Origin of the sequence: Methylicorpusculum sp., assembly GCF_030651835.1 — a bacterium.
GTDB lineage: Bacteria > Pseudomonadota > Gammaproteobacteria > Methylococcales > Methylomonadaceae > Methylicorpusculum.
In genome coordinates this window covers 75,595-102,001 of the sequence record NZ_JAUSBX010000011.1, presented here as the reverse complement: position 1 = coordinate 102,001, position 26,407 = coordinate 75,595, and the positions used below count along the sequence as shown (strand labels likewise).

Here is a 26,407-nt window from a genome sequence, read left to right as displayed (position 1 = left end):
CAATTACAGTATATAAATAAATTTGGATTTTCGAATGGCAAATTCTACTGTCGAAGAAAACCTTCTTAATATTCGCTGGGATATTCGTGCAAGCGAATTGCTCAACAAAGCGGCTACTTACTCTCATGTCAGTATTTCTGAGTTCGTGCTATCTCCACGCGATAACCTCCGTAGAGAAAGTTGTACAGGCGAACGAAAGTGTTACGTTACGACCAGAGGATTTTCGTGGCTTTTGGCAGTACTCGATGTCCAAACACAGCCCACTCCCGCATTGAAAAAGGCCTTTACAAGGCATTAAACGAAATGTTGCTAGAGTATTTATTGCTACTTCGGTTCATGATGCTGATCGATTGGCTGGATTTATACGTTGAGCACAGGTAGCGTGAGTTGCTCAGATTTGCCGCTGTCATTAGCCAAGACGCTTCCCCATTATCCTGTTCCAGTTGAGCTGATTGGGCGCTGGCCTGAGACAGCCACTTTCAGGGAAAAGGTTTAGGGTCAATTCTTTTGGTAGATGCCTGCCAAAAAGTGATAAGCGTCACTACAACGTTGGCAGTGGTCGGCAACGTTGTTCATGCTAAAAACAAGGCTACTGTTGGTTTTTACCAGCATTTTGGCTGTATATCATTGCCGGGTCAGTCTGATCGATTACTGCTGCCGTCAACAGTATTTCGTGTCTAACAAACGTTTTCACGAATCAGCTTTAGTGGTAAAAGTAACCTGACTTCTTCCATTAAACCCTAGGTCGCATTTGAACAGAAGGGTACGATTTTTGTCATTGATTATAATTCCATTACTTAAGCTAAAATGACTGAAAAAGTAAACACTGGAAATCATCCTATTAATAGTTTCCTGATTGTCATCTTTCGACCTAAAAGTGAAGTTCACCTCAATTCCGGCTGTTGGTGTGCTAATCCATAGCTGACAGTCAATACCGAAAACTGACTTTTTTACATGATTGATGGGTAATTGTTCCTCGACTTGCTTGCACCTCGCGTAAGCGCATCTTCCTTTCGTTTCTTATAAGCCATGTCCTGCTTAAATTCCGCTATCTTCAAAATTTCAATGCTCATATTGATGAGTTGTTGTTCGATATTGTTTTTTAATGGTTACGAAAGGTACCAACTTGTTGGGCCTGAGCTCATTGAAAATGCGGATTTCAGCAAAGGCTTGGCTCATTGGCAACACACCGGTAATGTCAGTATTTTTGCTTTGAATAACGAAATGATTGCAAAACTGGAAACGACTGTTCCGATCGAATCCGCGTTCATTTCCCAGTTTATCCGCCCAAGCGGACATACTCGTTTAGTAAAGTTAGGCTGCGAGATAAAAACTGAAGATATCATCAATGGCGACACTAGCTGGAAAACTGCCCGAATAGTTTTGGTTTCCTTTAATGCTGCAGGTGAAGCGATGTACAGTCTTCCTCATGTGTTGGTGCGTCAGCAAGGTAGTCGTGATTGGCGGCGGCACGAAAAGGTTTTTGCGATTCCTGGTGATGTATCAAAAATAATGGTGGCTGCGCAGGTTATCAAGAGTACGGGAAGTCTATGGATAAAGTCGATCAGCTTGCATCCTGTAACGCTTAAAACTGCTTTCAGAGACTATCGGCTAGCACTGATGCTAATCTGGGTAGTCATTTTGTTCTGGGTAACTGTTCCCTTTTTTAAATCCGGATTCAGTAGTGTAAAACATGGTTTTGTTCTATTGCTGGGGATAGGGGTTATTGTCGGGGTTCTTATGCCGGAAAGTATGAAGGAGTCAATGGGAGCGGCAATCACAGCATCTGATACCGTGGCATCTACCACCTACATTCCCACTCAATTCAACAATACGCAATCATTTAACTTGAATCCGCATTTGCCGGAACTGGACATACATAAAGTCGGGCATTTTATGCTGTTTACCTTGCTATCAATTGCTGTTTTTGGCGGCCGGCCTTATAAAAAATCTACAGCTTCTCTGCTGGCTTATTTGGTGTTGTTTGCTTTGATTAGCGAAGTTTTGCAGTTGTTTATGGACGGACGGACCGCCCAGTTGGGTGATGTTTTGATTGATAGTGGCGGCATCATAAACGGATGTCTGATAGCTTGGTTATGGCATCGCTTGAATGGAAATCAGAAAAACAGGTCAAATTTTAGTTTTAAATGAATGGATCATTATTGCTGTTGTTTTGGAGCTTCACCTTGCAAGTGAGAGAGTTACAAGCTCTTCATACAGCGTTTGGCTTAGCACGAACAGTTGTCTTCGGCACTAATAGGCTTTGCTGCTTATAAATCCTTTAAACACAGTTAAAAAGAATATCTTGATGTCGAGCCAAAGCGACCATTTACTGATGTACTCAAGGTCGTATCTGATACGGCCGTCCATTTTTTCAAGGGTGTCTGTTTCGCCCCGGTAGCCTTTGATTTGTGCTAGACCGGTAATGCCCGGCTTGACTTTGTGTCTCAGCATGTAGCCTTTAATTTTGGTCCGGTACAGTTCGTTGTGGGCAACGGCATGGGGCCTGGGGCCGATGATCGACATGTGGCCTTGCAATACATTGATAAACTGAGGTAGTTCATCTAATGACGTGCGTCTTAAGAATGCACCCAACTTGGTGATGCGGGCATCATTTTGTGTGGCTTGTTTGACGTTGTCACCGTTATCGCAGGTAGTCATGGAGCGGAATTTCCAAACCAGTATTTCTTCACCTTTAAAGCCGTACCGCCGTTGTTTGAAGATGATGGGGCCGGGACTGGTCAATTTGATGCTGATGGCGATAATCAGCATGGGAATTGCAATGATGATCAGAATGATGGATGCAGCGATGATGTCAAACATACGTTTAACTGCGCCATCTATCCCGTAAAAAGGCGTGTCGTAAATACTGACGATTGGGATGCCCTCTAAATGGCTCCAACGGGAACGCAATAAATCAAATACAAATAGATCGGGTACAAAAAATACGGAAACGGTGGTATCGGCCAGTTCACCCAGAATAAACTTAATCCGATCTTGTGCTTTGAGTTCCAATGTAATGTAAACGATGTCGATTTCGCCTTGTTTTGCTCTGATGACGACATCGTTAATATTGCCGGCCAGATCTTGGCTTTCTGCCAATATTCTTTGTTTTTGTTTAATTCTTCTGTCGTCGAATATGCCTGTCAGATTAAGTCCGAGCCAGCTTTCAGCGGTTATGATTTGCGCAATTTCGTGGCCCAGGCGGGTGGAGCCTATAATGGCTACGGTTCTTGAATTTCTGCCTAAAGACCGGATCAGGGTGAGGCCGGTAAAAATGGTAAAATGCCAGATGAATAAGGTTAACGGGGCAAGATTAACCCAAACCATGAAGTAAAATTCCTGATCTTCATCGATAACAGGGTAATAAAATCGCGCCATAGAAATGACAAAAATAACGCCGATCCATGATAAAGCAAGGCTGCGTCCTGTGCTGGAGAAGCTGTTGCCTCTAAATCGATCGTAGACTCTTAATAATTCTGCGAAAAATGCAAAGCTTAATGTGGATAACAAAAGCCACAGAGAATAGTTGGTGTCCCATTCCAGATAGTAGTATTCAACAATCCCGCCTAATACAGCAGAAATAATGACCATATCAGAAAGGCGGAATAAGGCCTTTAGTTGGGTGTCAAATTGTCTTATCAATCCTTTGTCTAAGCTCGTCATAAGGTGATACCAAAAATTAAATTTATTACTTCAATTTACTTTATGTTTCGGGAAAGTACCCATCTTTTACAGGTTGTTGATATACCGGCGAATCATAGAATATTTCCTGACGCGTTCAGAATAAAGTGCTGCAAACCATAAGCCATCAATGACTGGCTGAATATAAAGTTAAGGTTAATTAGCCGGTCAAACTGTGAATTGATCCGCATTTTTTCTGGAAATAACTATTTTTCTGCTATTCAATTATGTTGGATTTTTCTTTAAAAGTGCATTTTTCTCGCCGATGAGAGTCCAAAAGAGCGAATCTCCTGGCTTAATGTCATCTCAAATAGGGAATGTCGTCCGGCAAACTGAATTTCAATTATTTTTATTATTAGGATTGTAGCTTGCAAATATGACGGGCTGCTTAATTTCGACCTATTCTGGGCATTCTGTAAAAAAGAACATCAAAAAGTGATAATCGGTAATGACCTATATCATCTGATTCGGTCTAAAGGTTGAGTGACTTTTGGGTAAAAATAAGATACGCGACCGGTAATATAGAAACCGGCCGCGTATAAGATTATCAGCTTAAGGTGTTAAACCTTCACCGACAGTTATGACTTTTAGTGCGTTAGTGCCGCCCTCGATACCGGTCAGGTCGCCCTTGGTGATAATAAACTTATCTCCATTTTTGGCCTGTCCACGTTTGCGGAGACGATTTACGATGGACCGGTTGACTTCTGCATGATCCAGCTGGTCATTTTTGAAGTAAAACGGAAAAACACCCCGGTACAAGGTTACTTTTCCCAGAGTTTCCTCTTGGCTGCTGAACGCAAAGATAGGAATGCCCGAACTGATTCTGGACATCCACAAAGGCGTGGAGCCGGATTCAGTCAATGTGGCTATGCCGTTGATCGTGGTGTGATTAGCCATATACATGGCAGACATTGCGATGGCTTCGTCAACACGGTCGAATTGAACATCCAGACGGTGATCCGAAACCCTGACGCTAGGCTGCTTTTCCGTTTCCATACAAATCCGCACCATCGCTTCCACCGCTTTGACCGGGTACTTACCGGATGCGGTTTCAGCAGAGAGCATGATGGCGTCTGTACCGTCAACAATGGCGTTGGCGACATCAAATACTTCAGCCCGGGTTGGGATAGGGTTTTCGATCATGGATTCCATCATCTGTGTTGCCGTGATGGCCACACGATTCAGTTCCCGCGTGCGTTTAATCAGGTGTTTTTGTACGGCGGGCAGGTTAGCATCGCCGATTTCCACACCCAAGTCTCCACGAGCCACCATGATCACGTCCGAGGCAAGAATGATTTCATCAATCACTTCCAGTGCTTCAGCGCGCTCTACTTTTGCGACGATGCCGGCATGGCAGCCTTCAGCCAATAGCAGTTCGCGTGCTTCATGAAGATCGGCGGCGCAACGAGGAAAAGACACGGCGACAAAATCGCAACCGATTTTGCCAATGGTTTTAATGTCTTCTTTGTCCTTTTCGGTCAAGGCTGCGGCAGATAGACCACCACCCAACAAGTTGATGCCTTTGTTATTGGATAAGTCACCGCCCACAACTACCTCGCAATCCACGCGCGAGCCATCGGTTTTGACAACATCAAGAACGATTCTTCCATCATCAAGCAGCAATCGGCTTCCTGGTTTGACTTCTTTAGCCAGGGGTTTGTAAGTGATGCCTACTTGGGTTTCATCGCCGTCGTTAATGTGCAGGTTCATGTCAAGTGCAAAGGCTTGGCCTTCTTTGAGCAAAACCTTGGTGTTCTTAAACCGTGCAATGCGGATTTTCGGGCCCTGCAAATCAGCCAATATGCCGACCCGACGCCCCGTTGCTTTGCTTAATGCTCTGACTTGATTAGCCCTGTCAATATGGTCTTGTGCAGAGCCATGTGAAAAGTTTAATCTGACGACATCGAGTCCGGCATTGAAGAGTTCTTCAAGGACGCCGGGTTTGTCTGTTGCCGGTCCAAGTGTGGCCAATATTTTGGTTCTTCTTAGCATAGAGGGGGTTGAATTATTTGGCATTAAAAAGAGCAACCGTAGTGTCTAACATGCGATTAGAAAAGCCCCATTCATTGTCATACCAGGATAAGACTTTAACGAAGTTGCCACCGGTAACTTTGGTCAGAGCGGGTTCGTAGATAGAAGAAGCAGGATTGTGGTTGAAATCTATAGACACCAGAGGAAGATCGTTAACTGCCAGTATGCCGTTAGATTTTTCCGATGCAGCTCTTAAAACGCTGTCCACTTCTTCTTTTGTGGTCGGTCTTGATGCCTGGAAAGTTAAATCGACCACGGATACATTGATCGTAGGTACACGCATCGCAAAGCCATCCAGTTTACCGGCCAATTCAGGCAGTACTAAGCCAACAGCGGCAGCAGCGCCTGTTTTGGTAGGGATCATTGATTGTGTGGCTGAACGGGCGCGGCGTAAATCGCTGTGATATACGTCAGTCAGTACTTGGTCGTTGGTGTACGAGTGAATAGTGGTCATCAATCCATGTTCAACACCGATAGCATCATGCAATGGCTTAACCAGAGGTGCCAGACAGTTAGTGGTGCATGATGCATTCGAAATAACGGTATCGGATGCTTTCAAAACCTGGTGATTGACGCCAAAAACAATAGTTGCATCAACGTCGTTGCCGCCGGGTGCAGAGATGATCACTTTTTTTGCGCCGGCAGCGATGTGTGCAGAAGCTTTGGCTTTGCTTGTGAAAAAGCCGGTACATTCATGAACAACGTCTACCCCTAACTCTCCCCAAGGCAGTTTAGACGGATCTCTTTCAGAGAAAACTCTGATTTTGTCACCGTTGATTACCAAATAGTCGCCGTCAACGCCGACTTGTCCGGGGAATTTGCCGTGCACGCTGTCAAATTGAGTTAAATGTGCGTTTGTTGCTGAATCACCCAGGTCGTTGATAGCAACGATTTGGATTTCATTGGTGCGGCCTGCTTCATACACTGCGCGCATAATATTGCGCCCAATACGACCATAACCATTAATTGCAACTTTGATTGGCATAGAGTTTCTCCGGTTGGTTGAAAATTTCAATTGAGGTGGAAGCAACGCCGCCAAGGAAAAAGCCGACAAAAACCTTATAGGTTTTTTCGGAAATCACCCACAGACAACTAGGTTAGCTGTAGATTTATAAAATCAATATCATTGAGCTATTGATTTTAACTTTTCGTCAATGCAATGCGGTAATTGTAAAAAACTTAACAATTCCCTTGGGGCTAAAAAATTAAACTTAAGTTTAGCAAATTTAGGAGAACGCCGTCTATCGCTCAAAGATTTTAAGGGAATATATGGCAGTTGGTGCACTTAATTACACTTCCCTATAACTCAGGAACGACTTAATTAAGTGATGTGTTTAACTTGATTTCCCCAGCAATTCTCAGTTTGATCTTTTCGGCGTCATTTTGGGCTGGGGAAAGCCTTTTGAGGAACGCCGTAAACCCTTCTATGGGGGCTTGACATCAGCATCTGACCGCCAAGGAGGGTGGAAATGCAGATTTTGTCAGGAATAAAAATCTGCCTTGCTGCCGACATCCTCAAAAAGCTTCCCCGGTCCTTTTTCTCTTCAAATTGAGAATTGCTGTGATTTCCCGGTCAGTTTTTTTCTTTTATTCACATTATTAATAATATTGACTGGTCTACTTTGTTTAAAGCCTTTGATGTGCATTTAATGCAAAAAAAGATACTTAAGCAATTGATTTTTGGTAATTAACAATTTTGTATAAAAAGTGGACAATTTAACAAAATGGTAAAAAACACGCAGTGTCGGCTCAAGTGCTAGCAAGATATTCACAGAGTTATCCCCAATATTTGTGGGTAACTCGATAAATTCAATAAGGTTAACCACTTAGCGGTTTTTTGTACAAACAGTCTAAAAAATGCCGCTTATTTGGCATCATTTTTTAGGTGTTGGGCGGGTCAAAAATCCAGGACGCTATTATAGTTTTATTGATTCCAGAAGGGTCTGTTGTCAAAACTCAACTCATGCAGGCGATATTCGTTATTTCTTTCAAGTAATCCGTGTATCTAAAACAAAGCGACCAGCATCTGCAAGTCGAAAAAGGGCGCCTTGTTAGGCTCAGCCGAAATCAGATTATTTGACCACTCTCAGTTTAGGTCTGTTTGGGGATTTGCCGGGTGGCGTGGGGAGTGGGTCGGTTTCATCGTATTCTTCCTGATCAAAAATCATCCCTTTGCCGTTTTCTTTTGCATAAATGGCAAGAACCGCTTTGATGGGAACGATGATATGCATGGGTTTTCCGCTGAAGCGGGCATTAAATTCTACTGTTTCGTTACCCAGTGTTAGGCCGTGTATTGCTTCCGGCCTGATATTCAGAACAATTTTGCCATCTTCCACATAATTTCTGGGTAAAACGGTACCTTCTGTTTCAGAGTCAACCAGCATGTGAGGCGTAAGATCATTATCCAAGACCCATTCGTAGATCGAACGAATCAAATAAGGCTTTATCGGGGTCATCTAGGTAATTCACCCATTTCTTTTTCAGCGCTGCTTAAACTTGCAATAAAAGCAGGTCTTCTGAATAAGCGGTTGGCATAATTACGCAATGCTTCGCCGGTAGTCGACAGTTCTATGCCCATGCTTGGAAGCCGCCACAACAGAGGCGCCATTGTGCAATCGATTAAAGAAAATTCATCGCTCATGAAAAATGGCCGGGCTTCAAAAATTTGACCAGCGGAAAGCAGGCTTTCTTTGAGTAATTTTTTGGCGCGTGCCGATTTCTTTTCGCCGGAAACGAGAATTTCATCCATTAAAGAATACCAATCCTGATCAATTCGCTTGATAATCATTCGGGCGTTAGCGCGTGAGACGGGGTCCATTTGGTGTAGCGGGGGATGGGGGAAGCGTTCGTCCAGGTATTCCATAATAATGCGTGAATCATAGAGTACCAGGCCGCGTTCTATGAGCGTTGGCGAAACACCGGTCGGGTTTAATTCCAGCAGATCCTCAGGCGGTTCATTGGTGTCGTAATATTCTATGTCGGCCGTTATTCCTTTTTCGTGCAGGACGAGGCGGGCTCCGTGACTTAATGCGCAAGTGGGTGATGAAAAAAGCGTCATAACTGATCTACGAGTATGGGTATTGGCCACAAAACAAAACCTCTTTCGAATACACAACAAAAAAGAGGTGAGTATATCATGAAAAAACAGTGTTATTTGCCGAACCTCGGCTCCAACGTAAAGCTGGAAAACGTCCCTGTTTTCAAAATAATGTTAATGCAGATCTTTCCAGTATTCTTTTTTGAGCAAATACGAAAGTATGAAGATCATAAAAATAAAGAATAAAACATATTTGCCCATTCGCTCTCTTTCCAGTTTAACCGGCTCGCCGACATAGACCAGGAAGTTGGTCAAGTCGTTGATCATTACATCGAATTCCTTTTCTGATAATTGACCGGCTTCTTTGATAGACAGTTTCTCTATGACTTCTCTGCCATCGACGTTTTTATAGATAGGCGTTTGTTCGCCTTGAAGTTGCCATAACACATTAGGCATCCCAACATCAGGGAATACAGTGTTATTAACGCCCAAGGGTTTGGACTTGTCGGTATAGAACCCTTTAAGGTAACTATAAATCCAATCTTCACCCCGTGATCGGGCGATCAAAGACAAATCAGGCGGCATGATGCCAAACCATTTCTCCGCATCGTGCGCATTCATGGCCGAGGTCATCTTGTCGTAAATATTGGCACCCAATGGAGCGATTTCTTTCAGTACTTTGTCTTCCTTGAGATCAAAATCGATAGCAATTCGCAAATAGCGAATGTGTTTGGCGGAGTGACAGCCTAAACAATAGGTTACAAAATGCTTCGCACCCCGTTCCAGGGATGCGTTATTCGTCAGATCAATGTCTGCTTTCTGTAGTTGAAGGCCTTCACTGGCAAGCACTGTGAAGGGGAGCATGAATATTAAAAATAATGTGAGTAATTTATTCATAATCAATCGAGGCTTTCTTTTAGTTTTTTTGCCAAACGAACAACTACGTTTGCCATGCCGTTAAAGTTAGGTTTTCTCCTCACTACAGTAGTTCCATCCTCCTTGGTCACCGGGGTTTTGACTGTAACTTCTTCGAATGTCTCAATCAGGGCCGGTATTCGGTCTTCCAGGCTGATCACCGGGGTTAATCGGGACGGCACTTTCTTGAATTTTTCCCAGCGAGAGTAGATCGGCATCAACAAAAAGAAGCCGAAGTAGATCGCGGTGAATATCCGTGCAAAAGTGGTCGCTGTTGGTGTTGCTGGTTGAGTGCCCAAATAACCCAGGCTGACAAAACTGATAACAAACAACAGTAAGGCTTTTTTGTAAATTCCACCCCGGTAACGGATAGAGCGTACTTCGCTACGATCCAGCCAAGGCAGAAGAAACAGCACAACGATGGCGCCTCCCATCGCAATTACACCGGCGAATTTATCCGGTACCGCCCTGAGAATGGCATAGAAAGGTGTGAAATACCAAACCGGTGCAATATGTTCCGGTGTTTTTAGCGGATCGGCCGGTATGAAGTTGGCGTGTTCAAGGAAGTATCCGCCCATTTCCGGCATGTAAAAAATGACGGTGGCAAAAAAGAACAAAAATACCGCAACACCGACAAGATCTTTAACGGTGTAATAAGGGTGAAATGGAACGCCGTCGACAGGATGTCCCCATGGATCTTTGAATTCTTTTATATTAATGCCGTCCGGATTATTGGAGCCCACTTCATGTAACGCGATGATGTGAAGCAGAACTAGCAAGACCAATACCAGAGGGACCGAAATGACGTGGAAGGCAAAGAAGCGGTTCAGTGTCGCATCAGAGACAACATAATCGCCTCTGACCCATAAGGACAATTCGTCACCTATAATAGGTATGGCGCTGAATAAAGAGATAATAACCTGAGCACCCCAATAGGACATCTGTCCCCAAGGCAGCAAATAACCCATAAACGCTTCAGCCATCAATGCGACAAACAGCAGCATGCCGAATATCCAGATCAACTCACGCGGTTGCTTGAATGAGCCGTACATGATGCCTCTGAACATATGCAGATAAATCACGATAAAAAAGGCCGAGGCGCCGGTTGAATGCATATAGCGAACCAGCCATCCCCAGTTGACATCTCGCATGATGTACTCGACCGAGTCAAAAGCCAATTTGGCATCCGGCTTGTAGTTCATCGTCAACAGAATGCCGGTCAGGAATTGGTTAACCAGAACCAGTAAGGCCAGTGAGCCGAAAAAATACCAGAAGTTAAAGTTTTTGGGCGCATAGTAATGCGCCATGTGATCATTCCAAAGTTTGGTCAGTGGGAACCTGTCCAGGACCCAGTTGCCACAATCAGTCCAGCGATTTGATTTCATGCTGTCTTCTCCATAGTGTCTTCACCAATGATTATCAAGGAGTCACTGACATAGCGATGAGGGGGAATCTCAAGATTAGTCGGTGCCGGGACTCCCCGGTAGACGCGTCCGGCCAGATCGAACCAAGATCCGTGGCAAGGGCAGAAAAAACCGCCTTTCCAATCATTGCCTAAATCGACGGGGGCTATTTCAGGTCTGAAGGTCGGTGAGCAGCCCAGATGCGTACACAAGCCGACTGCGATGAAAATATCAGGCTTGATCGATCGGTTGGGATTTTTACTGTAAGGCGGTTGAGTTGATTCGTTTGAAAGAGGGTCTCTTAATTTGTCATTAAGCGTCGAAAGAGTCGCTAAAACTTCTTCTGTGCGATTGACTATCCATACGGGCTTTCCACGCCAGGCGACTCTGATAAGTTGCCCTGTTTCCATTTTGCTGATATCGACTTGTACTGGAGCGCCTGCAGCCATGGCTTTCGTGCTGGGTTGCATTTGCGCGAGAAATGGAACGGCCAAATAGCCTGTACCAACCGCACCGACTACAGTGAGGGCCGAGGTCAGAAATTGGCGTTTTGATTTGTCGACGCCTTCATTATTCATAGGTAACACTCCTGGTTATTACTGAGCTACAGGTGACTCTTTTGTTATTTTTATCGAGTCAATATACCACTTCAGCTGAGGTTATTTGAAGTAATAAAAATTGAAATTAACTCAACTCAGCGAGTTAACAGGTGTTCTACCCATGCGTTAAGTCAAATACTTCCTTCATGCTCTATTTATGTAATTGATATTTAAGGTCAAATTAGATTTTCCTGACGGATGTTGAGAGTTTGGAAATAAGGATGCGGACTAACATCTTACGGCAGTGGGTTATGGATTAGGCGCTGCAGTTTGTTGCACCGGTCACTGGATAACTTAAACCTGTCATTCCGTGGCAGAGGTGCTAGTATTGTTAGGCAAAAGCTTTATTGATCTTCCCTTTTGATCATTCAAATAATAATTCAATCGCGGAGCCCCTATGTCGGCGCAAGCCCCTCACGCAATCATACTGATTGTTGACGATTTACCCGAGAATCTGACCGTCCTTAGTGAATTATTACAACCCTATTACGATGTGCGAGTGGCCACTTCGGGCGAAAAAGCTTTACGTGTGGCGCATATAAAGCCTTACCCGGACCTCATTTTGCTCGATGTGATGATGCCGGGAATGGATGGTTATCAGGTTTTCGAACAACTGCGGGCAGATCCATCTACCCATGATATACCCGTAATTTTTGTTACCGCCATGGACAGCAAGGAAGCGGAATTGCATGGACTCAACGTAGGGGCTGTCGACTATATTACCAAACCGGTTGTTCCTCCGATTGTCTTAGCCAGGATACATACCCAACTCGAATTAAAACAAGCGCGTGAATATTTGGCCAATCAGAATGCGTGGTTGGAAACCGAGGTAACGCGAAGGATGATGGAAAATGAGCTTATCCAGGAGGTTAGTATTCGTGCGCTGGCCCATCTGGCCGAAATTCGCGATTCGGAAACCGGCTATCACATTCTTCGTACGCAAGCTTACGTAGAACAATTGGCCTTGGGCCTGCAAAAAAATCCTGATTATGCCGATGCATTAACAAATGTTTATATCAAGTTATTGACTCGTTCGGCACCATTGCATGATATCGGCAAAGTGGGAATTCCTGACGCGATACTCCAAAAACCAGGGCCGCTTACGCCGCAGGAGTGGGTAATTATGAAGACTCATGCTCAGTTGGGGAGCGATGCAATAGACTTTGCTGAGCGGGATGCGGCCGAGCCTGTGGAGTTTCTTTCATTAGCCAAAGAAATTGCCCGTTGGCATCATGAAAAATGGGATGGCAGCGGTTATCCTGATGGCTTGATTGGCGATGCTACGCCCATTTCGGCTCGAATCATGGCTTTAGCGGATGTATTTGATGCCTTGATTTCTCCACGCGTCTATAAACTACCTATGCCTTATGAGGAGGCCAAAGACATCATCCTGAATGGACGGGGCACGCATTTTGACCCGGATGTGGTCGATATCTTCATTTCCCAATTTGATGTCTTTTGTAAAATTGCCGATCGATACCGCGATTCTCATTCGGACTCCTAGCCGAGTAACGCCATTTGGCCGGAAAAACAGCACTACACGACTAGGGTCCAGCCATTGATTTGGATTATAAACCCTTCCGTGGAAGGGCTTGGCGGCAGCATTCATGTTGTCGATATCCTCGCCAAATACTATTGTAAGCCAGACGATTTTCGATTAGATAGGAGTCGTAAAGTGAGCTCATTATTTAACAAATCATTTTCGGGTCAATAGAGCTATGTCCAAGCAAATCCATTATGTCCTCTAACTCGTTGACAACCCAATCGCCTGATGTCGCCAGACGCGGCAAAATACTTTCTATCGTTCTCATCTATGCGCTGTTTGCCACCGGTTGGATTTTACTTTCCGATCAATTGACTCGCCTATTTTTTGATGAGCCGGAGAAAATTATTCTCGTCAGTTTGTTAAAAGGATGGCTATTCGTCATTATTACTTCGCTGATGCTCTATGGCTTGATGCGGCGCTGGTTTCTGGGGCCTGAAGAAGTTGCCGTTGAAGCAAAAGTGACTATTCGACGGGCCTGGTTGTTTGGGTTGTTGGCGGTAGTCATTATTGTGCTGACCTGTTCCGCCATGTTATTGGCTATGAAACATCATAAAGAACAAAAGATTAGTCAACTGCAGGCAGTGGCCGATCTAAAGTCACGGCAAATTGGAGATTGGCGGCAGGAACGGCAGCGTTATGCGGAATTTGTCCAAACCAGCTTTTTTCATGCCAGACAATACCGTTTGTGGCAAGAATCTGGTAATCAGCAAAGCGGGGAAGAGTTAAAAATCCGATTGGAGCAATCAGCCAGAAACCGGATGTCTGACGGTGTCACTTTAATCGGTCCGGCAGGCGTTCGGTTATGGAGTTCTTATTCTGATTCGGCCGTCCTTTCACAGAAACTAATGGATGCGGTTCTTTTAACGAGTGTCGATCGAAAAGTGCGTGAAATCGGCCCTTATCGCGACGCGACAGGTACTGCCAGGCTGGATTTTGTGGTACCACTTAATCGTTTTTCTAATGCCGGTGCGGCACCGGTTGTTATTCAGCATTTTGAGCTGGATAAGTGGCTTTTTCCTACGCTGACTCATTGGCCTAGGCTCAGCGCTAGTGTCGAAACATTATTGATCAGAAAAGACGATGATCAGGTGCTTTATCTTAATCCGCTAAAGGATAACGCTAATGCTGAAGTCAATCTCCGTTTACCGGTCGCGACACCCAAGCTATTAGCCGCCCAGTTATTTCGCAACGAAGTTCGCTTGGGTGATGCGATTGAAGGCGTTGATTACCGTAACGAACCTGTTATTGGTGTGGCGCAGGCTGTCGTAGGCAGTGATTGGGTGTTGATTTGCAAGCTGGATATGGCTGAACTTTATGCTGAAGCCGGTGCAGATATTGTCTGGATAGGCTTGGTAGGGTTATTGTCTCTTTTTATGGCCGGAGCGGGTCATTATTTGTTGCGACAGAGCCAGCAATTGGAATTATCTCGAGTTGTGCAGGAATCTCAGGCAGAACAGCTGCGCACTTTGAATCTTTTGTCCGCTATCGCCGATAGTTCCTCCGATGCTATTTTTGCCAAGGATTTACAGGGCCGCTATATTCTATTTAATGTTGCAGCCAGCTCTATTACCGGTAAGCCGGTTGATGAGGTACTCGGTCAGGATGATGCTTTTTTGTTTCCGGCGGCTCAGGCTGAAATGATCAAGGCTTTAGGCCGCCGCGTACAGGAAGAGAATAAAACCATTATTGAGGAAGAAACACTTACGACGGTGGATGGAGTGCGGGTGTTTTCTGCGATCAAGGGGCCTTTGTATGATGGAGAAGGTCATGTCATCGGTTTGTTTGGTATTTCGCGGGACATCACCGAGCGTAAGCAGGCGGAAGAACGACTCCGCATCAGTGAGGAACGTCTGAAGTTGGCGCTTGAAGTTACGAATTTAGGGCTTTGGGATTGGGATATTCAGAGCGATATTGCCTATCTATCGCCCCGTTACTATGAAATTACCGGTTACCGGGCTGATGAGGTGACGTCTGATTTTGCCTTTTTTAAAAGCACCATTCATCCGGACGATCGGCCTTTTGTATTGAAAGCCCTAGACGATCACTTGTTGGGTAGTATTCCCTGTATTGATGTCGATTATCGAGTTCAAAACCCGGCTGGGCAAATCACCTGGGTTAAAGAAAGAGGCCGAGTCGTCGAACGGACGGTCGAGGGTAAACCACTCAGGATGATAGGGACGATTACCGATATAAGTGCCGCAAAGGTTACCGAACACGCGCTGCGCAAACAAACGGAGGAATTGGCTGAGCGAAACGCAGAAATGGAACGTTTCAATCGTGCCTCAGTTGGCCGAGAACTGGACATGATTGCCTTGAAACAACAGATTAACGAACTGTCCCGGCAACTGAGTAAGGAGCCGCCTTTCAAGTTGTCTTTTTTGGATGAGTCGGATGAAGGCGGCGAGGCATGAACAGCTTACAAGGTGACAACCCAACTGGGTTTGTATCAATCTATATCCATTATCTTGATGACGGCAACTTCTAAGACTTATTTTTCCGGTTCTGCAAAGCAATTTAGCTATTTCATTGGGTTATGTTTTATTTTAGTGGGGAATTTTAGGTATCAACGGCGTGCTAGGGACTATGCTGAGTGAGACTTTGCACAAAATGACTTCCGTTTTGTAACTAATTCCGAGCTGGCTGAGGTAGCATCGCCAAGGTGGAGTAATTGGACCTAAGTATGAATCAGGTGAAGACGCGGTCATCTGTTTTTCGCTTTCAGGAGCACCCTTTCATGCTGAGAAGTATAAATCGGAGTTGTTATGAGTTCGACAAAAAGCATTTTATTAGAAGAAGCTCGCTTGATCAGCTTTAATTTTGTCCGAAAGCCAGTGGATTTTAACGATTTCGGCGAGACTGTGGCGCGTTTAGGGGTCTATTGGCTGGCGACTAACGCGGGTCCATGTCGATGAAAATTTTAATCATTGAAGATGTCACCTCAGATTTTTTATTGCTGGAGCGATTTCTCCGACTGAATGGAATTGACGGCGAGTTCCTTTGTATCGCTTCTAATCAAGATTTAGAGCGCGCTTTACAGTCCTCTTGGGATGTCGTGTTATCGGATTATAACGTGCCCGGTATGGATTTCCGTATCACTCTGCAACGAATCCACAAATCTAATCCTGAATTGCCTGTAATTTTAGTGTCCGGTAGCGTAGGCGAAGAAATGGCGGTAGAACTGCTACGCTTGGGGATGGTTGATTTTGTCTTTAAGAATAACCTTATCCGCTTGGTGCCGGCTATGCGGCGTGCGATAGAAGAGGTTAATGAGCGCCGCATTCGGCACGCCGCTGAAAAGGTGTTGCACGAAACTCAGGAACGCGCCTTGAAAGTGCAGCGTCAGGCGCAATTGGCCGCAATGAATTTGATGGAAGATGCCATCATTGCGCGAAATCAGGCAGAGACCATTAATGCTGCGTTACTCGAGAGCGAGCAGCGGTTGATGCTGGCCCAGGAAGGCGCCCATGTCGGTATCTGGGATTGGGATATTAGTAATGATCACTCCTATTGGTCGCCCGAATGTTTTCGGATTTACGGACTTGCCCCAGGTGAATTAAAAAGGAATGAAGATTTTTTAGCACGGGTGCATCCTGATGATTTGCCATTGTTTGAGGCGGTGTGGGCGACACATATCATGCAGGGCAAGCCTTTCGAGGTAGAGTTCCGTTTCAGGCGCGATTCGGGTGAGGTGTGCTGGTTAGTCAGTAAGGGGCAGGCTCAATATGACGAGGACGGCAAACCGATCAGACTGTCCGGCATCAATCTGGATATTACCGAACGCAAAAATAGTGAACAGCAATTACGCAAATTGGTTGAAGTAGTCGAGCAAAGCCCGGTAAGTACCATTATCACCTGCCTGGATGGCAATATTGAATATGTCAATGAGGCGTTCATTCAAGTCTCAGGCTATCGCCGTGAGGAGTTGATGGGTCAAAATCCCCGTGTTTTGAAGTCAGGCAAGACATCGGCCGAGATTTATTTAAAATTGTGGGATACGCTTAAGTCCGGCAAGACCTGGAAGGGTGAGTTTGTCAATAAACGCAAAGACGGCAGCGAATATGTGGAATATGCGATTATTATTCCTATCCGTGACGCTGATGGAAGCATTTCCCACTATGCCGGTTTGAAAGAGGATATCTCTGATAAGAAAAGGCTCAATGAAGAGCTGGATCAGCATCGTCATCATCTGGAAGCGTTGGTAAAGCAGCGCACTTTGGAGCTGGAAACAGCATGGGCTTCAGCTGATGCGGCTAATCGTGCCAAGAGTTCATTTCTGGCCAACATGAGCCATGAAATTCGCACGCCCATGAATGCCATCATCGGCATGACTTATTTACTCAGGCGAAGCGGTCTGTCAGCCGAGCAAAATGAGCGCTTGAATAAAATAGATACGGCTACACAGCATCTGCTTTCTATCATTAATGACATCCTCGATATATCGAAAATTGAGGCGGGTCATATGCAGTTGGAAGAAGTCGATTTTTCACTGAGCGTGGTGCTGGATAATATCTATTCAATGATTTCCGATAAAGCTCGGGCTAAAGGTTTAAGTATTCGATTTGATTGCGAACAGGTTCCGAAGTGGCTGCGGGGTGATCCAACCCGTTTGCGCCAAGCTTTGCTTAACTATGCCGACAATGCGGTCAAGTTTACTGAATCCGGCGAAATTTGTCTGGGTGTCCACGTTCTGGAAGAGAGCGGCGAAGGCTTATTGATTCGTTTTGAATTTCAGGATTCCGGGGTCGGAATAGCAGAGGATAAATTGCCACTATTATTTGAAGCATTTGCTCAAGCGGATGCGTCGACCACTCGTAAATTCGGTGGCACCGGATTAGGGCTGGCAATTACCAGGCGTTTGGCAAGCATGATGGGTGGCGATGCAGGTGTAATTAGTACCGTGGGAAAAGGCAGCACTTTCTGGTTTACGTCCCGTCTTCAACGAGGGCAAGGTCAAATGCCGGAAAGATCGGAAGCAGCAGAGGCCGCCGAGGTTGTTTTACGCCGGGACCATAGTGGCGCACGCGTGTTGTTGGTGGAGGACAATCTGATCAATCGCGAGGTGGCTTTGGAGCTGTTGTATGGGGTGGGTCTGGCCGTGCATACGGCGAAAAACGGCCTCATAGCTTTAGAGAAGGCGAGCAAAATGGATTACGATTTGATATTAATGGATGTACAGATGCCTGTGATGGATGGTTTGACGGCAACCCAAATGATTCGGGCGCAACCGGGGCAGGCCTCCTTGCCGATTTTGGCAATGACCTCTAATGCTTTTAATGAAGACCGGCAGGCTTGTCTTGCTGCAGGTATGGATGATTTTGTCGCCAAGCCGGTTATGCCAGCAGAGCTTTATGCGTCATTGTTGCGCTGGTTGTCAAAAAAGGGACAACCTGGGGTTGCCCCTGCAGAGCCCGAAAGCGCTGACAAAACCTTAGCTGCATCGGCATTGACTACTCCCCAGGACTCCGCCATACCACAAACCTTGCCGCCGATAGACGGAATGGACTATGCCCCGTCCCTTCTGGTTCTCCGCGGCAATATCACCAAATATAAAGCCTTGCTTCGTCTTTTTGCGCAGTCGCATAAAGATGATATGCATGCTGCGATAAAACTGCTGGCCGATGGCGATACACAGGCGGTCCGGCATTTGGCGCATGGCCTAAAAGGCGTGTCCTCGACGTTGGGTGCTTATCGGGTCTGTGCTCTGGTAACTCAACTGGAAAATGCCTTACTCAAAAATGCTGAGATGAACGAGTGTATGGAACTGGTCCGGTTATGTGATAGTGAGTTGAGACGATTGGCAGAGGTGATACTTGATTTGCCCAATGCGCCACAACAAACTTGCGGCGGCGAAATTGATCCAGGGCCTATCAAGCAAATACTTGCAGAAATGGAAAGCCTTTTGACCCAAAGTAATATCCGGGCCGGACGGCTTGCATCTGAGTCAGATGATCAGTTGCGCGTAATATTTGGTGATCGTTATACAGATTTTATGCATCAACTCGAGATTTTTGACTACGAAAAGGCCTTGGCAATACTAAAAACCAGTCCTTATTACACAAAGGTTTCGGATTAGGCTGATAGCGCTTGGTATCTGCTCACCCCTTCCTATTTTATTGGGTGTAGGTGCTTGATTTCAAAGGACGCATGAATACATCCTTGTAGCTCTCTGCAACATCCCTGTTGCAGAAGCCTTTTCAATCAAGCACCTACACCTTCTATTTCAAGCGGGCGAGTAGTTACAGCGCCTGTAAAAAGGCGTCATTTTCTTCCGGTTTGCCAATCGTGACTCTCAGGCAATCTTTCATCAGTCCTCCTTGAGGTGACATGTTTTTAATGAGCACACCTTGTTTTTTAAGGTGTTCAAACAGCGTGTTTGCCTGGTCTGGATGGGTTCTGAATAAAATAAAATTGGCGGCACTGGGGTAGACGCAAAAGCGGTTCATCGCTTCCAATGAGCTAAGTACGCGACTTCGTTCGCTGCAAAGAATAGCGGTTTGAGCGTTAAACAGTTCGCTATGCTGTAACGCAAATTCAGCGGTGGCCTGCGTTAAAATATTGATGTTGTAGGGCAGGCGGATTTTGTTGAGTTCCTGAATTATAAGAGGATGTCCTGCCAAATAACCCAGCCTTAAACCGGCCAAGCCCAATTTGGAAAGTGTGCGCATCACAAGCAGATTATCAAATTTCCCCAACTCACCCATGAAACTGGCGTTCGCAAAAGGGGCGTAAGCTTCATCCACTATGACCAAGCCTTTACAGGCCTTAATGATTTCGATAACTGCCTCTTTTTCAAATAGATTGCCGGTAGGATTATTGGGGTAAGCCAGAAACACCAGAGAAGGATTATGAAGAGCGATGGCGTCCAGCATGGCTTTCAGGTCAAGGTCAAAAGTCTCGCTATTTAGCGGCACACCGAGATAGTTAAGGCCAAGCGACAGGCTGACTTGTTTGTACATGACAAAACTGGGATCAGGTGCCAAGACACTGGCACCCGAAGGTAACGCCATCAGTAACATCTGGATGATTTCATCCGAGCCGTTGCCCAATATCAAGCCATGTTCATCGGCAATCCCGTTATTTTGTCTTAATGTCAGGCACAGTTGACGGGCTTCAGGGTCAGGATAACGGTTTAGCGCGCAATCAGTGAGGCTTTTAAGCCATTGCTGTTTGGTATCTTCAGGCCATGAGAAAGGATTTTCCATGGCATCAAGTTTAATGAAGCCACGGGCATCTGTCACCTTGTAAGCTGACAAGGCAAGGACTTCAGCTCTGAAAAGTGTTTTGATTTGCTCGCTGTTCATAAAAGAATGACATGGTTTAAGGCGAAGGCGTGAACGCGATCGTTACGATGATTTAATTCTGAATTCCGCTGAGCGGGCATGGGCGGTCAGGCTTTCTCCCCGGGCGAGAACGGAGGCGGTTTTGCCGAGTTCATGCGCACCTGACTCGGAGCAGTTAATCAAGCTGGTTCGCTTTTGGAAATCATAGACACCCAAGGGCGATGAAAAACGCGCAGTACCTGAGGTGGGCAATACATGATTGGGTCCTGCGCAATAATCGCCTAATGCCTCGGCCGTGTGCCTGCCCATAAAAATGGCGCCGGCGTGACGGATTTTTGCACATAAGTCAGCCGGGTCTGCGACCGATAATTCCAAGTGCTCCGGAGCAATGGTGTTGGCGACATTTGCGGCTTCATCCAGCGAATTGACTTTGATAAACGCGCCTCTGTTGCTCAGAGAGGTTTTAATGACCTCGGCACGTTCCATTTCGGGCAGTAATTTATGGATGCTTTGTTCAACCTGATTCAGGTAATCGGCATCATCGGAAATCAAAATTGACTGGGCATTTTCGTCATGTTCCGCTTGAGAAAATAAATCCATTGCAATCCAGTCCGGATCAGTTTTGCCGTCACAAATGATCAGAATTTCGGAAGGACCGGCGATCATGTCGATGCCCACTTGGCCAAATACCAGTTTTTTTGCCGTGGCGACATAGATGTTGCCGGGGCCGACAATTTTCGCAACAGCCGGGATCGATTCAGTTCCGTAGGCAAGTGCAGCAACTGCCTGTGCGCCCCCGATGGTAAATACTTTATCGACACCGGCAAGAAACGCGGCCGCCAGCACCCATGAATTTATTTCATCTTTGGGACAGGGGACGACCATGATCAATTCGGAAACGCCGGCCACTTTAGCCGGTATCGCATTCATCAAAACCGACGAGGGATAAGCGGCTTTACCGCCGGGTACATAAAGACCTACACGGTCTAACGGGGTGATTTTCTGCCCTAAAATAGTGCCGTCGGCTTCGGTGAACTGCCACGACTCGATTTTCTGATGTTCTGCATAAGCTTTGATGCGGTTGGCGGCGGTTTCCAGTGCTTGCGCCTGTTCAGGCTTAAGGGAATGCCAAGCCTGCTCAAGTTGCTCTTGAGTTATGACAAGTTCATCTGCCTGGCTAATCTGCCGTTGATCAAACCGATTGGTGTATTCGATGACGGCCGAGTCACCCTTTTTTTTGACGTTTGCGATGATGTCCAGTACCCGCTGATGGATTTCCAGGTCGTCGGTTTCATCCCACGCCAAGAGCTCTGCCAGTTGTTGCTTAAAATTGGCGTCAGCATGATCGAGCCGGGTGATTTTAAAATCGCTCATTGCAAATTACCGTTGCGAAAGGGTTTTTTCAAATTGATCGATCAGCGTTTGAATGGCCTGGTGCTTCATTTTCATTGACGCTTTGTTGACGACAAGCCTGGAGCTGATATTCATGATTAATTCACGGGGTTCCAGGTTATTGGCTTTTAGTGTATTTCCAGTATCGACCAAGTCGACAATGCAGTCAGCCAGGCCGACCAGGGGTGCCAATTCCATTGAGCCATAGAGCTTTATGATATCGGCCTGGATGCCGTGCTGGGCAAAATAGTTTTTGGCGGTTTTAACGTACTTGGTCGCTACTCGGACTCGACGCTTGATTTCCGGAGCATCTTTGTGCATTGCCGTCATCAGGCGGCATGTGGCGATTTTAAGATCCAGAGGTTCATAAAGACTTTCTGCGCCATGTTCCAGTAAGACATCTTTACCCGCAATACCCATATCTGCAGCGCCGTACTCTACAAAAGTGGGAACATCCGTCGCGCGTATGATGACCAGTTGAACGTCTTCACGTGTGGTTTGCAAGATAAGTTTGCGGCTGGTTTTAGGATCATCAACGGGTTTGATGCCGGCTTCTTCGAGTAAAGGCAGGGCTTCTTCGTAAATTCGTCCTTTTGAGACAGCTATTGTAATCATATCCAATCTCTCAGCAGGCGACCCGGCGAATCGTTGCACCGAGTTGCGTCAGTTTCTCTTCGATGTGGTCGTAGCCTCTGTCGATATGATAAATCCTGTCGACTAAGGTATCGCCTTCAGCGGCCAGAGCGGCTAGAACCAGGCCTGCGGAAGCTCTCAGATCGGTAGCCATGACCGGGGCACCGGTCAGTTTTGCGACGCCGGTACAAATCGCTGTGTTGGATTCCAGGCGGATGTCGGCGCCCATGCGTTGCATTTCCTGAATATGCATGTAACGGTTTTCAAAAATGGTTTCGGTGATGATGCCCACGCCATCGGCTACGGTATTCATGGCGGTGAACTGGGCCTGCATGTCGGTCGGAAAAGCCGGATAAGGCGCGGTGCGCACGGAAACCGCTTTGGGTTTTTTGCCATGCATATCCAATTCAATCCAGTTTTCTCCGGACGTTATTTCAGCTCCGGCTTCCACCAGTTTAGCCAGAACCGCATCCAGAATATCAGGGCGGGTATCTTTGAGTCTTACCTTGCCGCCAGTGATGGCTGCAGCAATCAGGTAGGTGCCGGTTTCAATCCTGTCCGGCATGATCTCATAATGCAGATTGTCGACACCCAGTTTTTCTACGCCTTCAATGATCAACACATCGGTACCGATGCCTGAAATCTTGGCGCCCATTTTATTGAGAAAGTAAGCCAGATCCGATACTTCCGGTTCCTTTGCGGCATTTTCTATAATGGTGGTGCCGGATGCCAGTGTTGCTGCCATCAGCAGGTTTTCGGTGCCTGTTACGGTAATTTGCTCCAGTACCAGTCGGCAACCCTTCAGTCTTTTAGCTTTAGCAAGGATATAGCCGCCGTCCACGCTGATATCGGCGCCCATTTTCATCAAGCCGTCAAGATGGATGTCCACAGGGCGTGAGCCGATAGCGCAACCGCCAGGCAGAGAAACATAAGCTTCACCGAAGCGCGCCAGTAATGGGCCTAATACTAAAATGGAGGCTCGCATCGTCTTGACGAGTTCGTAGGGCGCCTGGTAGTTGTTAATGGTACGGGTATCAACTTCCATGTTCATTTTTTCATCAAGCACCATTTGTACGCCCATGCGTCCCAACAGTTCAATGGTTGTGGTGATGTCTTTCAGGTGGGGAATATTGCCGATACTCACGGGTGTTTCGGACAGTAAGGTTGCGGCGAGGATCGGTAAAGCCGCGTTTTTTGCACCGGAAATGCGTACTTCGCCGTTGAGTGTCGTGCCACCGGTAATGAGTAATTTATCCATAGAAAATGCTATTTTATTCTGAGAAAAGGGGAGGGTCCAAAGGAGTTATTTCTGCAGGACTGCCTCCAAAATAACGCTCGTATTCCAATCCGCACAGCGTGGCCAATTTTAATAATTGCTGCGGGATATTGTTAAATTTGATCTTAACCTTGTGATTCCTTGCGTATTTTATCCATTCAATGATGAGGGCAAGCCCCGCGCTGTCAGTGGTCACGACTTGGCTCAGGTCAATGGTGACGGTTGAGTCCGGCTTTAAAAAAGCAAATGAATTGACAATTTTTTTATCAATAGTCGAAAAAGTCAGGTCACCTTGAATGGTATAAAGTCCGCCTCCTTGAGGCAAAATATTGATACTACTCACTTTTTTTCTTCTGCCTTGTTGAAAAGGTATTTGCCTATCACTTCTTCCAGAACTATGGCTGATTGAGTAATTTCAATCTGCCCGCCATTTTCAAGGCGTTCATCGGAGCCTCCCGGTTGAAGATTGATGTATTGCTCGCCAAGCAGACCGGCCGTGTAAATAGTGGCTGACGTATCTTCGGGAATGGTGTCATATTTGGACTCGATGCTCATTTCCACGATGGATTCGAACGTTTCTTTGTCAAACGAAATCGCACTGACCCTTCCGATGCGAACTCCGGCCACCGAAACCGGTGATTTGACTTTTAATCCGCCGGAATTGGAAAATCGTGCCGTGACTTTATAAGTATCTTCAGAGCCAAATGAGCTGAGGTTGCTGACTTGCATAGCCAAAAAAAACAAACCTGTGATACTGGCAGCGACAAAAAGTCCTACCAGAGTATCTTGGGAATGGGTGTGCTGCATGTTATTGATCTCCAAACATGAGAGCCGTTAATATAAAATCCAATCCTAATATGCTGAAAGCAGAATTGACAACGGTTCGAGTCGTTGCCCTGCTGACTCCTTCTGAAGTAGGAATAGCGTCGTACCCTTCAAATATGGCGATCCAGGTTGCGACAAAACCGAAAACAATACTTTTGATCACTCCGTTGATAATGTCATCCTGAAAATCCAGATTAGCCTGCATTTGTGACCAGTAAGAGCCGTCATCTACGCCCAGCAAACCTACGCCAACCAAATGCCCGCCCAATATGCCGACAGAGCTGAACAAAGCCGCCAGTAGAGGCATTGAAATAAATCCTGCCAAAAAGCGGGGGGTCATGATGCGTTTGATGGGGTCTATTGCCATCATTTCCATGCCTGAAAGCTGCTCAGTCGCTTTCATAAGTCCGATTTCCGCCGTCAGGGCTGAGCCGGCTCGGCCCGCAAATAAAAGTCCCGAAACAACAGGGCCCAGTTCTCTGACCAATGAGGCGGCGACCATAACGCCCAACGCTTCTTCCGAACCAAAATCAGAAAGAATGTTGTAACCTTGAAGTCCCAGTACCATGCCCACAAACAGGCCGGAGATGGTAATAATCAAAAAAGTCAAAACCCCGACGGAATAAATTTGATTGATCAACAACCGGGGGCGAATGATGACATCACCGATGCCAAACAGGGTATGAATTAAAAAGAAGGTGGCCCGTCCGAGTTTGTTAAAGGCAGCACGCGTCGTTTTTCCTAATTGTGTCAAAAAATCCATCATGCTAATCCTGGCTATGGTATCGCGACCGGCTGCTTTTTTTAGATTCGGCAGTTTTAGGGCTTGGGCTGCTTTTTTTGCCAAAAAAACTTGGGCCTCTTGGTTTTGATGGCCTTTTTAAAGGCTTTTCGGGTGAATAAAATAAGTCTTTTACATAATCACTGGCTGGATAATGAAAGTGCACAGGGCCATCAGGCTCGCCTTTCATAAATTGCTGAACCCAGGGAGAATCGGATGCCTCAATTTCTGCAGGCGTCCCTTGAACCGCCACTTTGCCGTCGGAAATGACATAGATGTAGTCGGATATCAATGATGTTTCCTGTACGTCATGAGAAACAATGATGCTCGTCAATCCCAGAGTAGTGTTTAAAGATTTGATCAAATGGATAAGCGCGCCCATTGAAATGGGGTCCTGGCCGGTAAAGGGCTCGTCATACATGATCATCATCGGATCCAGGGCAATAGCTCGCGCCAGTGCCACCCGCCTAGCCATGCCTCCGGATAGTTCGCTGGGCATCAATTTGGCGGCGCCTCTCAAACCTACAGCCTGGAGTTTCATCAATACCAGGGTGCGAATCATGGGTTCGGTCAAATGACTGTGTTCCCTGATAGGAAAGGCGACGTTATCGTACACATTGATATCGGTTAGCAGTGCACCACTTTGGAACAGCATGCCCATACGCTTGCGTAACTCAAACAGATCTTTACGTTTTAATTTGTGCACATCTATCCCGTCCACCGTAACTGTGCCTTGATCGGGGCATAATTGCCCGCCTATCAGCTTTAGCAGGGTGGTTTTTCCGGTACCGCTGGGTCCCATGATGGCCGTGATTTTGCCGCGTTGAATGTCCAGCGACAGGTTGTCAAATATGACACGATTGCCGCGACGAAATGACAAATTACGAACGGATACTAAACTCGTGCTGATGATACTATCGTCCTCATCCATTGCGTAAGCTTCAATAATGCTAAGAAATAAACGGTCTATTTTGTCTGACCTGGACTAAATAAGTCAACAAACGT

21 protein-coding genes are annotated in these 26,407 nt (G+C 46.2%); 5 read left to right on the top strand and 16 right to left on the bottom strand.

Annotated features, from left to right (window positions below; genetic code table 11):
* Nucleotides 1-34 precede the first annotated feature (34 nt).
* Together Q7V32_RS20765 and Q7V32_RS01570 are read left to right on the top strand one after the other, a co-directional pair.
* A complete protein-coding gene (locus Q7V32_RS20765; protein WP_370691398.1) occupies nucleotides 35-298 on the top strand; it encodes a DUF1778 domain-containing protein in 264 nt (87 codons plus the stop codon).
* A gap of 731 nt (nucleotides 299-1,029) precedes the next feature.
* Complete coding sequence (locus Q7V32_RS01570; RefSeq protein ID WP_304895234.1) at nucleotides 1,030-2,151, top strand: VanZ family protein; 1,122 nt, start codon at nucleotides 1,030-1,032, stop codon at nucleotides 2,149-2,151.
* A 102-nt stretch (nucleotides 2,152-2,253) separates the two neighbouring features.
* Here the strand turns inward: Q7V32_RS01570 and Q7V32_RS01565 are convergent, their stop codons facing one another.
* From Q7V32_RS01565 to petA, 8 genes are all read right to left on the bottom strand, one after another.
* A complete protein-coding gene (locus Q7V32_RS01565) occupies nucleotides 2,254-3,666 on the bottom strand; it encodes an undecaprenyl-phosphate glucose phosphotransferase (protein ID WP_304895233.1) in 1,413 nt (470 codons plus the stop codon).
* A 570-nt stretch (nucleotides 3,667-4,236) separates the two neighbouring features.
* Nucleotides 4,237-5,676 (bottom strand): pyruvate kinase, encoded by a 1,440-nt coding sequence (gene pyk, locus Q7V32_RS01560; protein WP_304895232.1) that lies wholly within the window; start codon nucleotides 5,674-5,676, stop codon nucleotides 4,237-4,239.
* Nucleotides 5,677-5,689: 13 nt separating this feature from the next.
* On the bottom strand, nucleotides 5,690-6,700 hold the full coding sequence (gap, locus tag Q7V32_RS01555; protein WP_304895231.1) for a type I glyceraldehyde-3-phosphate dehydrogenase: 1,011 nt from the start codon (nucleotides 6,698-6,700) through the stop codon (nucleotides 5,690-5,692).
* A 1,087-nt stretch (nucleotides 6,701-7,787) separates the two neighbouring features.
* Nucleotides 7,788-8,171, bottom strand: coding sequence for a ClpXP protease specificity-enhancing factor (locus Q7V32_RS01550; RefSeq protein WP_304895230.1), 384 nt, complete (start codon nucleotides 8,169-8,171; stop codon nucleotides 7,788-7,790).
* Nucleotides 8,168-8,773 carry a glutathione S-transferase N-terminal domain-containing protein gene (locus Q7V32_RS01545; RefSeq protein WP_206444782.1) on the bottom strand — a complete coding sequence of 202 codons (606 nt, stop codon included), beginning with the start codon at nucleotides 8,771-8,773 and terminating at the stop codon, nucleotides 8,168-8,170. Before Q7V32_RS01545 ends, Q7V32_RS01550 begins: the two co-directional genes overlap by 4 nt.
* A 153-nt stretch (nucleotides 8,774-8,926) precedes the next feature.
* Nucleotides 8,927-9,649, bottom strand: a complete 723-nt coding sequence (locus Q7V32_RS01540; RefSeq protein WP_304895229.1) for a cytochrome c1 — start codon at nucleotides 9,647-9,649, stop codon at nucleotides 8,927-8,929.
* A gap of 2 nt (nucleotides 9,650-9,651) precedes the next feature.
* Nucleotides 9,652-11,052, bottom strand: coding sequence for a cytochrome bc complex cytochrome b subunit (locus tag Q7V32_RS01535; protein ID WP_304895228.1), 1,401 nt, complete (start codon nucleotides 11,050-11,052; stop codon nucleotides 9,652-9,654).
* Nucleotides 11,049-11,648 carry a ubiquinol-cytochrome c reductase iron-sulfur subunit gene (gene petA / locus Q7V32_RS01530; protein WP_304895227.1) on the bottom strand — a complete coding sequence of 200 codons (600 nt, stop codon included), beginning with the start codon at nucleotides 11,646-11,648 and terminating at the stop codon, nucleotides 11,049-11,051. Before petA ends, Q7V32_RS01535 begins: the two co-directional genes overlap by 4 nt.
* Before the next feature lie 418 nt (nucleotides 11,649-12,066).
* Between petA and Q7V32_RS01525 the strand changes: the two genes are divergently transcribed.
* From Q7V32_RS01525 to Q7V32_RS01515, 3 genes are all read left to right on the top strand, one after another.
* On the top strand, nucleotides 12,067-13,173 hold the full coding sequence (locus tag Q7V32_RS01525; protein WP_304895226.1) for a two-component system response regulator: 1,107 nt from the start codon (nucleotides 12,067-12,069) through the stop codon (nucleotides 13,171-13,173).
* A gap of 233 nt (nucleotides 13,174-13,406) precedes the next feature.
* The gene (locus Q7V32_RS01520) at nucleotides 13,407-15,626 is read left to right on the top strand and encodes a PAS domain S-box protein (protein ID WP_304895225.1); all 2,220 of its coding nucleotides are present in this window, start codon (nucleotides 13,407-13,409) and stop codon (nucleotides 15,624-15,626) included.
* A 497-nt stretch (nucleotides 15,627-16,123) separates the two neighbouring features.
* Complete coding sequence (locus Q7V32_RS01515; RefSeq protein ID WP_304895224.1) at nucleotides 16,124-19,288, top strand: response regulator; 3,165 nt, start codon at nucleotides 16,124-16,126, stop codon at nucleotides 19,286-19,288.
* 163 nt (nucleotides 19,289-19,451) lie between these two features.
* Here Q7V32_RS01515 and hisC read toward each other — a convergent pair whose 3' ends face one another.
* Genes hisC through Q7V32_RS01475 form a run of 8 tightly spaced genes read right to left on the bottom strand, consistent with a single transcriptional unit; the run spans nucleotide 19,452 to nucleotide 26,333 of the window.
* The gene (gene hisC, locus Q7V32_RS01510) at nucleotides 19,452-20,516 is read right to left on the bottom strand and encodes a histidinol-phosphate transaminase (RefSeq protein WP_304895223.1); all 1,065 of its coding nucleotides are present in this window, start codon (nucleotides 20,514-20,516) and stop codon (nucleotides 19,452-19,454) included.
* A gap of 42 nt (nucleotides 20,517-20,558) precedes the next feature.
* On the bottom strand, nucleotides 20,559-21,869 hold the full coding sequence (hisD, locus tag Q7V32_RS01505) for a histidinol dehydrogenase (RefSeq protein ID WP_304895222.1): 1,311 nt from the start codon (nucleotides 21,867-21,869) through the stop codon (nucleotides 20,559-20,561).
* 6 nt (nucleotides 21,870-21,875) lie between these two features.
* Nucleotides 21,876-22,502: an ATP phosphoribosyltransferase gene (hisG, locus tag Q7V32_RS01500; RefSeq protein WP_304895221.1), complete on the bottom strand. Its 627-nt coding sequence runs from the start codon at nucleotides 22,500-22,502 to the stop codon at nucleotides 21,876-21,878.
* 10 nt (nucleotides 22,503-22,512) lie between these two features.
* Nucleotides 22,513-23,778 (bottom strand): UDP-N-acetylglucosamine 1-carboxyvinyltransferase, encoded by a 1,266-nt coding sequence (gene murA / locus Q7V32_RS01495; RefSeq protein WP_304895220.1) that lies wholly within the window; start codon nucleotides 23,776-23,778, stop codon nucleotides 22,513-22,515.
* Nucleotides 23,779-23,791: 13 nt separating this feature from the next.
* Entirely contained in the window at nucleotides 23,792-24,139 is a 348-nt protein-coding gene (locus tag Q7V32_RS01490) for a lipid asymmetry maintenance protein MlaB (RefSeq protein ID WP_304895219.1), read from the bottom strand.
* Nucleotides 24,136-24,603, bottom strand: coding sequence for an outer membrane lipid asymmetry maintenance protein MlaD (mlaD, locus tag Q7V32_RS01485; protein WP_304895218.1), 468 nt, complete (start codon nucleotides 24,601-24,603; stop codon nucleotides 24,136-24,138). The genes Q7V32_RS01490 and mlaD overlap by 4 nt, the downstream gene beginning before the upstream one ends.
* 1 nt (nucleotide 24,604) lies before the next feature.
* Nucleotides 24,605-25,387 (bottom strand): lipid asymmetry maintenance ABC transporter permease subunit MlaE, encoded by a 783-nt coding sequence (mlaE, locus tag Q7V32_RS01480; protein ID WP_322275400.1) that lies wholly within the window; start codon nucleotides 25,385-25,387, stop codon nucleotides 24,605-24,607.
* A 1-nt stretch (nucleotide 25,388) separates the two neighbouring features.
* A complete protein-coding gene (locus tag Q7V32_RS01475) occupies nucleotides 25,389-26,333 on the bottom strand; it encodes an ABC transporter ATP-binding protein (protein WP_304895217.1) in 945 nt (314 codons plus the stop codon).
* Nucleotides 26,334-26,407 lie beyond the last annotated feature (74 nt).